Raw genomic sequence first — 14728 nt, 5'->3', positions numbered from 1 at the left:
TCTTCTTCTGTCCTATTTACGCAATTCCGCTCCGAATTGCTCTTCCAGACGAGCCACTACACGGGCGTGAACTTCAGTAACTTCCTCATCGGTGAGTGTACGTTCACGATTCCGGTACACCAGTGCCATCGCCACGCTTTTCTTGTTTTCACCCAGTTTACTGCCAGTAAACACATCGAATACCTGTACGTATTGTAACAATTCACCCGCCGATTCACGAATGGCGCGCAGCATATCCCCAGCTTCAATATCCTCACTCACAACAACCGCGATATCACGTTCCATGGCCGGGAAACGCGGAAGTTCACGATAACGAATGTCAGCGTCCGCTTCACTGTAGATTGATTCAAGTGCAATCTCTGCGATATATACATCATTCAGATCATACTGCTGTTGCAGTTCCGGATGCAATTGACCCAATGTACCGATCAATGTACCTTCCCCGCCATCCTTCCCTTCCAGATAAACCGATGCGGAACGTCCCGGATGGAATCCTTCAGGGCTGTTTGCTACCAAACGAATGCGCTGTTCCAGACCCACATAGGCGAACAGATGCTCAAGGGCACCTTTCAGATCGAAGAAGTCTACTTTCTCCGCTCCAACATTCCACTGCTGAGTTGCACGATTCCCAGTGAGCAACAAGCCCAGTACCGGAATCTCATGTGGTTGCTTGGTCAACTGATCTTCTTCAGTGAAGAACACATTGCCCACTTCAAATACAGCCAGTGAGTCCTGTTTACGGTTCATGTTATACACCGCTGCATCCAGCATTTGCGGCAAAATACTCGTACGAAGCACACTGCGGTCCTCACTCATAGGCATCGCGAGTTTCACGGCTTTACTGCCTTGTGTCAATGCCGGGAACAGTGTCGCTTTATCCGGGTGTACAAAGGAGTAACTGATCATTTCCTGCCAGCCACTGCCTGAGAGCAATCCACGAATGGTGCGACGCATCGCTTGAGAGCGTGTATATGCCCCTGGAGTCGTCGGTCCTTCAATCCATGTGGTTGGAATGTTGTCGTATCCGTACAGGCGTGCAATCTCTTCAAACAAGTCTACATCGAGCGTAATATCCCCTCTGCGTGTTGGTACTTCCACATCCAGCAATCCTTGATCAGCATCACCACATGCAAAGTGCAAACGAGCGAAGATGGTTTTCACCTCAAGCAAAGACAGATCGGTTCCCAGATAACGATTCAGTCTATCCAGCGACAATTGAATTACACGTTTCTCCGCAGCTTCTGCGCCAGCTTCCACGATTCCTTGGTGCACTTCACCTTCAGCATAACGCTGAATCAGTTCAGCCGCACGATCCAAAGCCGTAATGACCGCACCCGGATCTACTTCCTTCTCAAAACGCATGCTTGCTTCGGAACGCAGCCCCAGTTGGCGCGACGTTTTCCGAACGGTGCCGCCGTCGAACTTGGCGGACTCCAGCAACAGATTCACCGTGCCTTCCGATACCTCGGAATTCTCGCCACCCATAACCCCAGCGATGGCTACAGGCTTCACGCCATCTGTGATGAGCAACATGTGCGGCTCCAGCTTGCGCTCCTGGCCATCCAGCGTAACAATCGTTTCACCTTCGTTGGCCATCCGCACTTCAATATGGCCTTTCTCCAGCTTATCCGCATCAAATGCATGCAACGGTTGACCGTATTCCAGCATGACATAGTTCGTGATATCAACGATGTTGTTGATTGGACGAACACCTGCTGCCATCAGACGGTTTTGCATCCACAGCGGGGAAGCACTCAGCTTAATGCCAGTTACATAACGAGCTGCATAGTGACTGCATTGCTCCTGCGCCTTAATCTCTACAGAGATATGATTCGCAGCTGCGTCACGAGCTTCAACCAGTTGGTCTTTGGGACTCGGCAGCTTCACTTCACGACCCAGGATGGCACCCACTTCATAAGCCGCCCCACGCATGCTGAGACAGTCGGAACGGTTCGGTGTCAGATCCAGTTCAAGCACATGGTCGTCAAGACCAAGAACCTGGCTGATTGGCATGCCAATCTCCGTTTGTTCCGGCAGAACGAGAATACCTTCCTGCTGATCTTTTGGCAGCAATTTATCGTTCATGCCCAGTTCTTTGGCGGAACAGATCATGCCAAGGGAGACAACGCCGCGCAGTTTGGCTTTTTTGATATCCAATCCACCTGGGAGCTTCGCTCCAACCAGAGCTACGACTACTTTTTGGCCTGCATCCACATTTTTCGCACCACACACGATCTGCAGATCTTCTTCCTGGCCCGCATCAATGACACATACATTCAGTTTGTCAGCATCCGGGTGTTTCTCCTTGCTCTTCACATAACCCACAACGACTTTATTTACACCCTTGTTGCGGTTCTCCACTACATCAATCTCGACTCCCGCACGGGTGATCTTCTCTGCCAATTCCTGTGGCGTCACACCTTCAAGGGAAATATAATCAGACAGCCAATCTGTCGATACTCTCATGGACGTTCACTTCCTTAATCTATAAATTAGTGTTGCCGCTCCTAACACTTGCTCTATGAATGCAGATCTATTTATTGTAAAGTTACAGCCGTCCAAATTGCTTCAGGAAGGTCAGATCACTGTTGTAGAAGTGACGGATGTCATCAACACCATACTTCAGCATCGCGATACGTTCTACGCCCATTCCGAATGCGAAACCACTGTATTTCTCAGGATCATATCCACCCATCTCAAGCACTTTCGGGTGAACCATGCCGCCGCCCAGAATTTCAAGCCAGCCTGTTTGCTTACATACCCGACACCCGCTACCGCCGCATTGCACACAAGTTACATCCACTTCCGCACTTGGCTCCGTGAACGGGAAGAAGCTTGGACGCAGACGAATTTCCGTGTGGGAACCGAACATTTCGCGCACGAATTGCAGCAGGGTTCCTTTCAGATCGCTCATACGAATGTTTTCGCTGATGACCAATCCTTCAACCTGGTTGAATTGGAAAGAGTGCGTCGCATCGTCGTCATCACGGCGGTATACTTTACCTGGGCAGATGACTTTGACAGGCACTTCGCCCTTCATGCTCTGCATGGTACGTACTTGAACCGGAGATGTATGGGTACGCATCAACAAGTCTTCTGTAACATAGAAAGAATCCTGCATATCGCGCGCCGGGTGATTCTTCGGCAGATTCAATGCTTCAAAGTTGTAATAATCCATTTCGACTTCAGGACCTTCCGCAACGCGGTATCCCATGCCGATGAAAATATCTTCGATCTCCTGTACCACTTTGGTTAGTGGATGCAGTCCGCCTTGACGTCCACGACGTCCTGGCAGAGTCACATCAATTTTCTCGGATTGCAGACGCTTCGCCGTCTCTTCCTTCTGGAATTGATCCTGCTTGCTGTCGATCACTTCCTCAATGGCAGCCCGCACATCATTGGCTACTTGACCAATAACTGGACGTTCCTCCGCACTAAGCGCACCCATACCGCGCAAAATTTCAGTCAATGCACCCTTTTTCCCCAAATACTTCACACGCAGATCACTGAGCGTCTGCGGATCATTCACACCAGACAACTGCTCCAGCGCTTCGATCTTCAATGCCTCTAAACGTTCTTTCATGTGTAATTGCCCCCTTTTTGTGGTGTTTTTGCAACAAAAAAAGGCCTTCTCTCCCCTGAAGGGACGAAAAGACCGTGGTACCACCCTTGTTAGACATCCATTGCTGCACGACTCATTCGGTCTGCAACTTGTTCTGTCTCACTTTGTACGGAATAACGACCGTTAACCGTTTGCCCCTACTGTTGTCTGTGTTTACACTCAAACAGGTTCAGGGAACCGCTTCGGAGTGAATTTCGGCAGCCTTGTTCTACAGAAACGCTCTCAATCTACGGCGCTTCCTCCCTGTCCAGAGGCACTGCTTACTTATCTCCATCATCACGTTTGCTTGTTATACCCATATCGATGTAATCATCGATGATCGTTCATAATTATATGCAAAATAGATCGAAATAGCAAGCCGTCCATGTTCTATTTTATGCTTGCACCCTTATCTTTCAATTGTTTCAGGCGCTGCTGGATTTCGCGAATCTCAGCTGCCTCGACTGCTCGCTCATTCGAATGCTCGGGCTGTGTCAGACTGTCTTTTCCAGCAGTGCTCACAGGAGAAAGTAACTCGGATAAGCGCATCTCCAATCGCAACCGCTCGTCATCGGATTCCCGGGTCTCCAGCGCCTGCTCCCGAAGTTTGCTGGACTGCTCCCAATCGGATACACCTCCTTCGAACAGCGTTGCTGTGCCACCAGTCTCCAGATCGCACAACCGATTCGCGAGTGACTTCGTCAGCATCCGGTCATGAGATACAAGCACCAAAGCACCAGAAGCCTGTTTCAATACATTCTCCATAACTTCCTGGGTATCAATGTCCAGATAGTTGGTCGGTTCATCCAGCACCAGCAGATTGGCTCCGCCAAAGTATAGCCTCAGAAACGCCACTCTGCACTTTTCCCCCATGCTCAAATCCCCGATCCGCTTGAAAACATCACCCCTGGAAAACAGAAAACATCCCAGAATGGTCCGTGCCGCACTTTGTGTCATGGATGGAAGGGTAAGCAAGCTATCCAGAAGCGTCTGATCCTCGGGAAGTCCTTCCAGTTCCTGTGAAAAGTAACCGATTTTCAGCTGTGGATGCCGTGTTACCTTGCCTTGCGAGGGTTCCAGCTCATCAATCATCAACTTCAGCAGTGTCGTCTTGCCCGTTCCATTAGGGCCCCGTACAGCAAGCCGATCTCCGCGTTCCACAGTGATTCGAAGGTCGCGAAGCAATGGCTGGTTACTTGTATACGAAAAACTCACCTCTTCCAGCGCAAGCAGCTGGCGTGCAGCCAGTGTGCTCATCTGTAGTTCCATGTTCAACTTGGCAGCTTCACGAGGTTTATCCACCCGTTCCTGCTCCAATCGTTCCAACTGTTTTTGTTTGGCATGGTAACGTGAAATATTTTTGTTGGCTTTGGCTTTGTAGAAGCTCTGGGTAATCTTCACTTCCACATCAGTCGCAGAGTTATGCGCTTTATGGAACCATTCCTGATAATTTCGAATCGTCTCTTCCAGCGCCTTACGTTCCAACTCCTGCCTGCGGTAGATCGTTTCCTGTTCCCGTAATTCACGCTCTTTGTGGATCTTATAGTCGGAGTATCCGCCCTTGTATTTGGTTAGAGACTCTGCACTAAACTCAATGACTCCTGTGGCTACCTGATCAATAAACGTACGATCGTGAGATACAAATAACAGCGTACCTTCATATGAGGACAACCACTCTTCCAGCCAGCGCATGCTTCCCTCATCCAGATGATTCGTCGGTTCATCCAGGATCAGGAATTTGGGCTTGCTGACAAGCAGACCCGCCAAACGGGCCTTTGTTTTTTGCCCACCGCTTAAGGAATGATAGGGTCTGTTCCAATGTTCTGCGGACAATCCAAGGCGTGTCAGTACCTTCTCTACTTCGGTCTCCCACATATAACCGTTCAACTGTTCATATTGCCCCGTCACTTGTGTATAGGCTGCAAGCAGCTCATCATCAGCCTCACTGCTGATGCTCAAGCGTTGTTCCAGTTCCTCCAGTTCCCGTTTCACTTCATAGATCTGACCGCTCTCACGTCGGACCGCATCCAATACATTCATCCCCGTCTCAATCTCCGAGCGCTGACGCATGAACCCCCATTCCTGCTGCGGGATATGACGTTCAATCCGTCCACCACCATGCTCTTCACCCAAAATGATACGTAACAACGTTGTCTTGCCGCATCCGTTGCGACCTAGAATGGCGAGCCGCTCGCCCTCATTAATCTCCAGATTCAATCCTGTAAACAATTCTTTGCCGTTCCACTCTTTTGATACTTCATGTAAGCGTACCAATGTCATCATGAGGCCTCATCCTTCCTGCATCCTTTTTGCTGAACAAAAAAAACCGCTGGCATCAGCCGGCGGTTTGGCAATTCAGGGTTGGATCAAGCATTCAAAGACAGATCTAAGGTAAGCTACGGCATGAACAAAGAAACCCCAAATACAGGGTACACGTAAACCTCAAAGGCTTACTGGTTCCATACCTGATCCCATAGCTGAATTTGGACACACGAATCCCCTCATTGCTCAGCCGCTCTGGCTGACTGCGTTATAAAACCGTCTGCAGTTAACTGGGGTTTAATTCATGTGTTTTACTTCATGGGACGTATGGTTACCTCTCATTCATGTGTAGTATCAATTTCTCCGTTATTGTACCAGATCATTGTAAAAAAGCAAAGGTTATATAATCAGAACTATTAAATTCTTACACTGGCCACTCTGATGACAGAACAATCTTCTGATCGCTGTTACCCTCAGATTTCTTTATAGCAAAAGAAAAAGCCCCTGCATCGCAAGGGCTTTGAAACTGCTTAATTAAGCGGGTGATGGGAATCGAACCCACGCTATTAGCTTGGAAGGCTAAAGTTCTACCATTGAACTACACCCGCATGAATGACGATTTAAGGTTAATTTCCATTAGGAAGTTAACAGTGATTTTACAAAGAATAATATACCATGATCCTTCATAGCATGCAAGTCGTATTTACCATTTTTTTATTACGCATCCATATTAAAAAAAGCAGGAGCACTCACGCGCCCCCGCTGTTCGCTATCCTGTGGGTTTATCCACATCTCTTAAAAACTTCTCCTCAAAATCAGCGGCCTCAATCGGTTTACTGAAGAAATACCCCTGAGCCTCATGACAATGTTGATTGCGAAGAAAGACCATCTGGTCTTCGTTCTCCACGCCCTCAGCTGTCACTTTCAGGTGTAAATGATGCGCCATTGAAGTAATGGTAGATACAATCGCAGCGTTATTGCTGTCCTCCATGACTTCATTAACGAACGAACGGTCAATCTTGAGCCGATCAATCGGCAGGTCCTTCAGATAATGTAACGAGCTGTATCCCGTTCCAAAATCATCAATACTGATATGCACACCAATTTCTTTAATTTTACGCAACTGCTCAAATGCCCGATCTTTATCAAATGTCATACTCTCCGTGATCTCCAGTTCTAGCCATACAGGCTCAAGCCCTGTCTCCTTGAGAATGCCATTGATATTGTCCAATAGATGAGAATGCCTGAACTGTCTCATGGACAGATTCACCGAAACACACAGTTTACGATAACCGGCTTCCTGCCATAGCTTGTTCTGGGCACAAGCTTCACGAAGCACCCATTCGCCAAGCGGCACAATCAGCCCACTCTCTTCTGCCAGGGGAATGAATTCCGCCGGAGATACCGAGCCCCGTTGCGGGTGCTGCCAGCGTACCAGTGCTTCCATGCCGACAATCAGCCCACTTTGCAGATTAACCTGCGGCTGATAGACCAGGTAGAATTGGCCTCGTTCCAATGCCTTGCGCAGATCGTTCTCAAGCTGCAAACGCTCCTGGGCTTTCATCTGCATCGCATGGGCATAACGATTTAATTCCATTCCCTGTTCTTTGGCATTATGCAGCGCTGTATCGGCATTCTGAATAATCTCCTGTGGTGACTCACCATCGTGTGGGAAAATCGCTATGCCGATTCCAAGCGTAAGATGATACTCATTGCCATCAACCAGGACCGGCTTCTCAAAAAGTTGCAGAATGGATCTTGTCCGCCGCAATGCTGTATCTGTTGTACTGAAATCTGTCATCGTCAATGCAAACTCATCTCTTCCCAAGCCAAATACCTCTTCTCCTGGAAGTGACAAATGTTTCAGACGTTGACCAACCTGACGCAGAACCCGGTTTGCTGCTTGCTGTCCAAGCGAATCATTAATGGTCTTGAAACGATTAATATTCAGAACCAGCACACCAACAAGCTGTTCCTGTACCACGGCATCATCCATCATCATTTTTAACCGCTGTGAAAGGCGACGGCGGTTCGGAAGCCCTGTCACATCATCATGATGAGCAATATAATTCATCTTGGCTTCAGCAACCTGCTGCTGCAGGAACGGCGTGTCCACCACGGACGTGTACAACCCTTTTTGGATGAAAAAATAGGCCATACAGTTACTGAGCAATCCCAACAGCAGATTGAGATCGTTCACTCCAGTTGCGGAAATAAAATAACATTCACCATAGAAGAAACACAGAATGCCACATAGAATAGATGGCAAGTCACCATCTCTGGTTTTTTTCCATTGTACAAACAAAATAACTGCGGTAATGCCATACAGCAATCCGACCATAAAATGAACCCGGGTGAAAAATCCACCTAACACTTCACCCTCAAGCATGTTGGGCAGCATGCTCCATTCCTGAATAGCCAAGGTGTATAAAATAACAAAGGTACCTAATGTCCCACTGAACAGTAAGAATTTGCGCGGTAATGCAATTTCCTTCTCATTTAAGGTATACACGAACAGCAAACCTACTGAACATACCAAAGATCCTATAGTTGACATCATCAAGGAGAACTCTGATTCCATCATCGCTCCGTTAGGAATCTCTTCTGCAAATGAAACGATATGAACCACTTCAAACAGACCAATTAGTAAAAAGAGTGTTGTTAATAACACCCTCCGAAGGGTCAGCTTCTGTGTCCGAAACAACCAGCTTTGATTATAAATGCCGATACAAGCCGCCGCCGCAGCGAACCCACTCAAGAGTGTCAAAACCGGGTAACCCGATATGATCAGATCAGGGCTTGAAGAAGAACGAAACCATTGACTTGCGAGGAAACACAATAAGCCGCATATAGCGACCCAACCCATTTTTCTCTGATCTTGCAGATTAACCTTCATGCCGTGTTTTCCTTCCCGGGATCACCTATCCTGAATTACATTAACCAATCTTACCAAACCTTCTACACAATTCGACAAAAAACATATTTACCAACGTTCAATTCACATGCATTCACATGCTATCTGGTACATAATAACATTTAATTCTGTATACGTGAACTAAAAAATAGTTACTCCTAGGAATATTTATTCATAAAAATGGAGAAAAACAAGGCATTAAGAACTAAAAAAACATGGATCTCCAGGTGGAGTCCATGTTTTCCTAGTTTGCAACTGTATTTATAACTATATTACTTATCGAAATTCACTTCAGGTGTTGTTAATTTATCATAGAAATCAACAACCTTATCCTTGTCTTCCGATGAACGAAGCGCCATGGCCGAACGTGGATGCTCGTCCAATGTACCTGTAATCATGTAAGGAAGAATGTAACCCCATTCTTCTTTTTCTCTGAGGGGTACCATCAACTGTTCCAATACACCAAGTACTGGGCGCAAATTGTATTTCGTACCTTTCAGATGAGCTACGAGTAATTCCGTTGGGCAGTTACCTGCCGCACGTCCCATACCATACACAGAAGCATCAAGCAGTTCAACGCCAAGTTCCGCCGCAACCAATGTATTAGAAAACGCAAGTTGCATGTTGTTATGTGTGTGAACGCCAAGACGCTTGTTAGGCAAGTGGGTCTTGAACTTCTCTACCAGGTATTTCACATCATTATGGTCCAGGCTACCGTACGAATCTACAATGTAGACAACATCCACAGCGCTTTCTTTGATCAATTCAAAAGCTTCCAGCAACTCATTCTCCATAACATTGGAGAGGGCCATAATATTAAGTGTTGTTTCATAACCACGATCATGGAATGTTTGAACCAGTGCAAGTGCCTTGTCTACATCTTTGCTGTAGCACGCAACCCGGATCAGATCCAGCATGCTTTCACTGCGAGGCAAGATATCATTCTCGTCCACACGTCCAACGTCAACCAGTGCAGACAGTTTGGTATTGCCTTTTTGAGGAATAACTTTACGTAGGAAATCATCATTCAGGAAACGCCAAGGTCCTGCTTCCTCAGCACCTTTCAGCAACTTCGGAGAGTTCTTATATCCAATTTCCATATAATCAACGCCAGCTTCATTCAATCCAGCATACAGCTGTTGAACAAAGTCCACGCTAAAGTCCCAATTATTCACCAATCCGCCATCACGGATCGTACAATCTACAATTTTGCAATGATTTGTCTTCATTAATGTCTGCTCCTTTTCTGACCAACTTGTGTATTCCTCTCATGATACTTGAACGTGACAAGAAAAGTAAAGGGATTCCGGCCTTATTTACTTCGATAAGATTTCCAGATTCGATCAATCTCAACCATATCGTTGCCATCAGGAGCTTTCTCTCCATAACGAACGGCATTATACGTATCTGGCAGTCTCTTAGACAACTCATCTTCTTCCGGCTTCACACCATTCTGAATAATGGTCTGTGCAGCCTCCAGCGGAGTATACGTCCCCTGTATTCCCACTCCTCGGTGAGCAGCCCTGTCCATCCATGTCCGATAGTAATATCGGATACGTTCAGCATCCTGTACTGGTGGCGCTTCTTTCTTCCGAAACCAATTCTTTCGGACTTTTGCTGGCGCATCAAGCGTCTCACTGACATCGATATACTCCGTCCGTGGTTCTGCCTTCTTTTCACCGGGTTGTAACATCCCCTTGAATCGATCCATAAGTCTGTTTATCGCCTTTTGTCCCAATCTCAGAAGCAGCCACAGGATTGCTCCTGCTACAGCACACATCACTACCCATCCGAGGATGTTCCAGAAGATTGAGGGCTCTGAGGGCGGCTCTCTCCACTCCTTCGGGATATTTAACGGCTGATTGGGGTCGTCCATGGGTAGTCGTGGCTCCTCGCTGGAAATCGGGCCAAACCATGCCCTGATCCATGCGAGCAGCCGGTCTCGTAGCGGTGCTAACCAGGCAGCCAGACTTGGAAAAGCACCAATGGCGACAATCACGATAAACATCCACATGAAGCGCTGATGATTCGCACGCGCAAAATCGCGCAGTACTAATTTACGCTTGCCGTCATTGAGTATTGCCCGGTCCAGTTGTAGCATATATCGTCCAACCAGCCAGAAGGCAAAGCTGATCACTCCAGCAATATAGATCCATATCGTGTAGGCTTGCAATGGCTGCATGAATTGCAACTGGCTCGAAGCAACCGTAAGCACGATCGCACTGATTATCCCCATAATCTGCAAGCGCCATAACAAAACAGAATGAAAGGCTGGCTCGAAGGTCAGACCTGCATAAACCGAGATGACTCCACACAGTGCCAGTGTGATGATATCCGGCAACGGGAGAATGAGGCTCATCCCAATAAAGAGTGCGAAGAGAAATCCTATGACGAGTGCCGTTACTCCACGAATGAATGTACTTTTCTCACGATAACCCGGAATTTTATGCTGAATGAATTGTCCCAACCAACCCGCGAGAACAACCAGGATGAATAATGTGTACGGCAAATGTTCCATTGCGTAGAATGAAGCGAGTGTAAATATTGGAAAAAGGTATATGCCCGCCATCATGACAGCCATCATCGCTATGAGCGCCTTGATAGTCGCTGTATGTCTGTCCCTCATGCACTCACCGCCTTCGTATCGCCCTTCATGTCCTCTACGGGCAGAATCGTCACGCGATGTCCTTGTTCGTGCAGACGTGCAATCTCGTGCTCCATAGCGGCAGATACATAGGATGTAATCAACAGATAGCTGCGGATTTGCTGCGCTTCTTCATTCAGACGTACTTCATCATTCAGGAATTGCTCCATCGGCACCATACATTTCAACTCTGTCTCTGCCATAGCCTCCAGTAGCCTCTCCAGATGAGGTGTACCATAATCCGGCTCAATTCGAAGTGCATCCCGACCTCCACCCACATGATAACCATTATGGGCGAAGCCTGCAGGTAACCCTCTTCCGATGGCATCCACTGCAGCCGTGGCCGCGTAACGAAGTGCCCGTTCAATCTTTTCCGGACGAGTGACCACACTCCACATATCTGCCGACTCCTGAATGTTGACTACAATCCAGGATTGCGGATCTGCTGTCCATCCTTGCTTGTAGACTTGTAATTCACCCGTACGTGCGCTCGCTTTCCAGTGAATGCGATTCATGGGATCGCCTGCACCGTAGGGACGAACACCCAGAATCAGGAACGGATCTTCGACGATCCATCGCGACACTTCCACTTCCCCCTGCCACACTTGATAGATCGCCGGAAGATCCTCTGTATTCATTAATGAAGGATACACGACCATGGACATATGCAAAGGAATCGGTTTGGTGGAGCGCCATATGCCAAAGAGATCTCCCCCTGTCATGCTTGCTGTATTGAGTGGATAGATCCCACGCTGAGTACATACAAACGGATGCTTGCGTGTAATACGAGTAAAAGGTTTCAGTGTAAAAATGCTCTTATGATTCTGATAAATCTCTCCTTGGCTAATATCCATACCCGAGCCGGAACGAAATACAAACGACACAGGCATCATCGATTCAAGTCTGAGCCACGGTACGGAGACTCGTTTTTCATTCGTTATCGTCTCCACCATCTCAAGTTCATCTCCAGCGTAACAACGCAGCTTGCTGAATTGTCTGCTGTACTTGAGCTTTCGTAGTGCAGGTCGTCCGAACCATACACCGTGTATCCCAACGACAATGCCTCCAACAAGGACAAGCCATAATAATGCCATAAGACTAGCGCCCGCTTGTAGCGAGATTCTCTGTGGGTACTTCTATCTGATTCAGAAGCTCCTGGATGATACGCTCCGCCAAGCCCTCTTGTTGTCTGACCCGGTTACGGAATACAAGTCGGTGGGCCAGCACAGGTTCCGCCAGAACTTTAATATCATCTGGCAAAACAAAGTCTCTGCCATGCAGTGCAGCCCAGGCCTGACTTGCCTTGAGTAATGCCTGAGCCCCTCGTGGACTTACGCCAAGCGAGAGCTCCGGATGTTGTCTTGTCGCTTCGGTTAACTGAATAATATATCGTAGCAAATCTTCGTTGATTTGAACTGTTTTATACATATCCTGTGCCTTCAAAAGTTCTTCACGGCTGATCACAGCCGACAAATCGTCAACAGAGCGGCTTGCCACCGTGCGTCTCAGAATTTCTACACTCTCTTCACTGCTTGGATAACCCATACGAATTTTCATCATAAAACGATCCATCTGTGCCTCAGGTAGCGGAAAAGTTCCCTGGTTATCTAAGGGATTCTGAGTGGCTATAACGATAAATGGCCGTTCCAGTTGTCGCGTTGAACCATCGATACTGATCTGACGCTCTTCCATGCACTCCAGCAAGCTTGATTGAGTACGCGGCGTAGCCCGGTTAATCTCATCGGCCAGTACAAGATTGGCGAACAATGGGCCAGGTCGGAATTCAAAATCTCCATCTTTTTGATTAAAGAAATGAATACCTGTCAAATCAGATGGAAGCAAGTCTGGTGTAAACTGTATACGCTGGAATGTGCAGTCCAATGAAGAGGCTACCGATTTGGCAAGCATCGTTTTTCCGGTACCTGGCACGTCCTCCAGCAATACATGTCCTGACGCTATGATCGCGGTCATCACCAGTTCTATGGTATGCTCTTTCCCCACAATGATTTTTCCCACATGATTCATCAATTGTTGATTCATTTGTTCCATTCCTTGGATATCCATCGCATTCCCATCCTTCCGTTAATGGAGCTTATGTATTCGCATTCATTACTAACTATAACCTTAAGTGGCAACAAAAAACAAAGGAGACGGCCATTGGCCGACTCCTTTACTCATCATTATTCTCAAAAAACCAAGGGTAACATAATCTTAAACCGCGTACCTTCGCTTTTTTTGCTATCTACCGAGATGGTACCTCCATGGTTCTTGATAATGCGATAACTCACCGAGAGTCCGAGCCCTGTTCCGCTCTCCTTGGTCGTAAAGAATGGATCAAACAGACGCACAAGCGTGTTATGGTCCATCCCATGACCATTATCCGCGATGGAGATCTGCACAAACTTGTTTTCCGTGGCGGTAGATATTCGAATTAGACCCGTATGTTCTTCGCCAACTTCCTCAATGGCATCCATTGCATTTTTCACCATATTCAAAATAACCTGCTTAATCTGTTTGACATCAATGGACACATTCAGCGGGGCATCCCCTTCATCCAGTATGATCTCGCATCCCTTCATCAAACCTTCGCTTTCTGTCAGCAAGACCACCTCTTTGAGCAAAGAGTCGACGGACATCACGGTCTTCTGTGGTGCTGACGGTTTGGAAGAATTCAAAAATTCGTAGATGATGTCGTTCGCCCGATCAATCTCCGTCAGTATGATTCGAGCGTACTCGTCTTTGCCGAGCTGCAGCAAATGGGGCCTGAGCAATTGGATGAACCCACGGATTGCAGTCAACGGATTACGAATTTCATGAGCAATAGATGCTGAAATCCGCCCCAGCATCGCAAGTTTGTCATTTTGATAAGCAGTTTGTTCAATTTGTTTATAATCAGATACATCTTTGACGCTGAATAAAAAGTCGCCATCCATCTGATCACCGTACGTCACAGTAACCAGCCAATGCCTTCCGTATTCATCAATCAACTCATGATAGCGCTTACGATGAAAAATGGTTTCCCGATAGATACGTAAAATTTTCTTTTTCTTGAATCGGCTCATCTGCGGATGATGCAGCATTTGCATCAGGGTGCAGCCGCTCAACAGACTTCTTGGAAGCTCCAACAACTTTGCCATCTGAACGTTAATAAACGTCAATACACCGTGACTGTCAAACAACATAATACCGCTATCCAGATGCTCGAGTACATTCTCGTACTTGTTGTAATCCAGATGCACAGGCGGGAATCCATCCGTTGGTTGAGGCACTGTATCCTGAAATTCACTAATCATGTCAGGTTCCTCCT

9 protein-coding genes and 1 tRNA gene are annotated in these 14728 nt (G+C 47.3%); all 10 read right to left on the bottom strand.

From position 1 onward, the window contains the following. Nucleotides 1-12 precede the first annotated feature (12 nt). The 10 genes from pheT to AC1S8V_RS08840 all read right to left on the bottom strand — a co-directional run bounded on the left by pheT (nt 13) and on the right by AC1S8V_RS08840 (nt 14714). Nucleotides 13-2466, bottom strand: coding sequence for a phenylalanine--tRNA ligase subunit beta (pheT, locus tag AC1S8V_RS08885; RefSeq protein ID WP_482073317.1), 2454 nt, complete (start codon nt 2464-2466; stop codon nt 13-15). 82 nt (nt 2467-2548) lie between these two features. After that, nucleotides 2549-3583 carry a phenylalanine--tRNA ligase subunit alpha gene (gene pheS, locus AC1S8V_RS08880; protein WP_047842255.1) on the bottom strand — a complete coding sequence of 345 codons (1035 nt, stop codon included), beginning with the start codon at nt 3581-3583 and terminating at the stop codon, nt 2549-2551. A 408-nt stretch (nt 3584-3991) separates the two neighbouring features. Further along, nucleotides 3992-5884, bottom strand: coding sequence for a ribosomal protection-like ABC-F family protein (gene abc-f, locus AC1S8V_RS08875; protein WP_482073316.1), 1893 nt, complete (start codon nt 5882-5884; stop codon nt 3992-3994). A gap of 516 nt (nt 5885-6400) precedes the next feature. Then, nucleotides 6401-6471, bottom strand: a tRNA-Gly gene (locus AC1S8V_RS08870). Between the two features lie 161 nt (nt 6472-6632). Further along, nucleotides 6633-8759, bottom strand: coding sequence for a bifunctional diguanylate cyclase/phosphodiesterase (locus AC1S8V_RS08865; protein WP_482073315.1), 2127 nt, complete (start codon nt 8757-8759; stop codon nt 6633-6635). A 290-nt stretch (nt 8760-9049) separates the two neighbouring features. Beyond that, complete coding sequence (locus tag AC1S8V_RS08860) at nt 9050-10006, bottom strand: aldolase catalytic domain-containing protein (RefSeq protein ID WP_053780435.1); 957 nt, start codon at nt 10004-10006, stop codon at nt 9050-9052. A gap of 83 nt (nt 10007-10089) precedes the next feature. After that, the gene (locus AC1S8V_RS08855; protein ID WP_482073314.1) at nt 10090-11403 is read right to left on the bottom strand and encodes a hypothetical protein; all 1314 of its coding nucleotides are present in this window, start codon (nt 11401-11403) and stop codon (nt 10090-10092) included. Beyond that, nucleotides 11400-12515, bottom strand: coding sequence for a DUF58 domain-containing protein (locus AC1S8V_RS08850; RefSeq protein ID WP_482073313.1), 1116 nt, complete (start codon nt 12513-12515; stop codon nt 11400-11402). The genes AC1S8V_RS08855 and AC1S8V_RS08850 overlap by 4 nt, the downstream gene beginning before the upstream one ends. Nucleotides 12516-12519: 4 nt before the next feature. Beyond that, entirely contained in the window at nt 12520-13485 is a 966-nt protein-coding gene (locus AC1S8V_RS08845) for an AAA family ATPase (RefSeq protein ID WP_482073312.1), read from the bottom strand. Between the two features lie 122 nt (nt 13486-13607). After that, the gene (locus tag AC1S8V_RS08840; RefSeq protein WP_482073311.1) at nt 13608-14714 is read right to left on the bottom strand and encodes an ATP-binding protein; all 1107 of its coding nucleotides are present in this window, start codon (nt 14712-14714) and stop codon (nt 13608-13610) included. Nucleotides 14715-14728 lie beyond the last annotated feature (14 nt).

The sequence above is a fragment of the Paenibacillus sp. B46(2026) genome (assembly GCF_056786355.1).
This window is presented reverse-complemented; position numbering and strand designations above follow the sequence as displayed.

Coding starts and splice junctions, on each gene's coding strand:
- pheT (WP_482073317.1), bottom strand. CDS start 2,466: ATGAGAGTATCGACAGATTGGCTGTCTGATTATATTTCCCTTGAAGGT.
- pheS (WP_047842255.1), bottom strand. CDS start 3,583: ATGAAAGAACGTTTAGAGGCATTGAAGATCGAAGCGCTGGAGCAGTTG.
- abc-f (WP_482073316.1), bottom strand. CDS start 5,884: ATGATGACATTGGTACGCTTACATGAAGTATCAAAAGAGTGGAACGGC.
- AC1S8V_RS08865 (WP_482073315.1), bottom strand. CDS start 8,759: ATGAAGGTTAATCTGCAAGATCAGAGAAAAATGGGTTGGGTCGCTATA.
- AC1S8V_RS08860 (WP_053780435.1), bottom strand. CDS start 10,006: ATGAAGACAAATCATTGCAAAATTGTAGATTGTACGATCCGTGATGGC.
- AC1S8V_RS08855 (WP_482073314.1), bottom strand. CDS start 11,403: ATGAGGGACAGACATACAGCGACTATCAAGGCGCTCATAGCGATGATG.
- AC1S8V_RS08850 (WP_482073313.1), bottom strand. CDS start 12,515: ATGGCATTATTATGGCTTGTCCTTGTTGGAGGCATTGTCGTTGGGATA.
- AC1S8V_RS08845 (WP_482073312.1), bottom strand. CDS start 13,485: ATGGATATCCAAGGAATGGAACAAATGAATCAACAATTGATGAATCAT.
- AC1S8V_RS08840 (WP_482073311.1), bottom strand. CDS start 14,714: ATGATTAGTGAATTTCAGGATACAGTGCCTCAACCAACGGATGGATTC.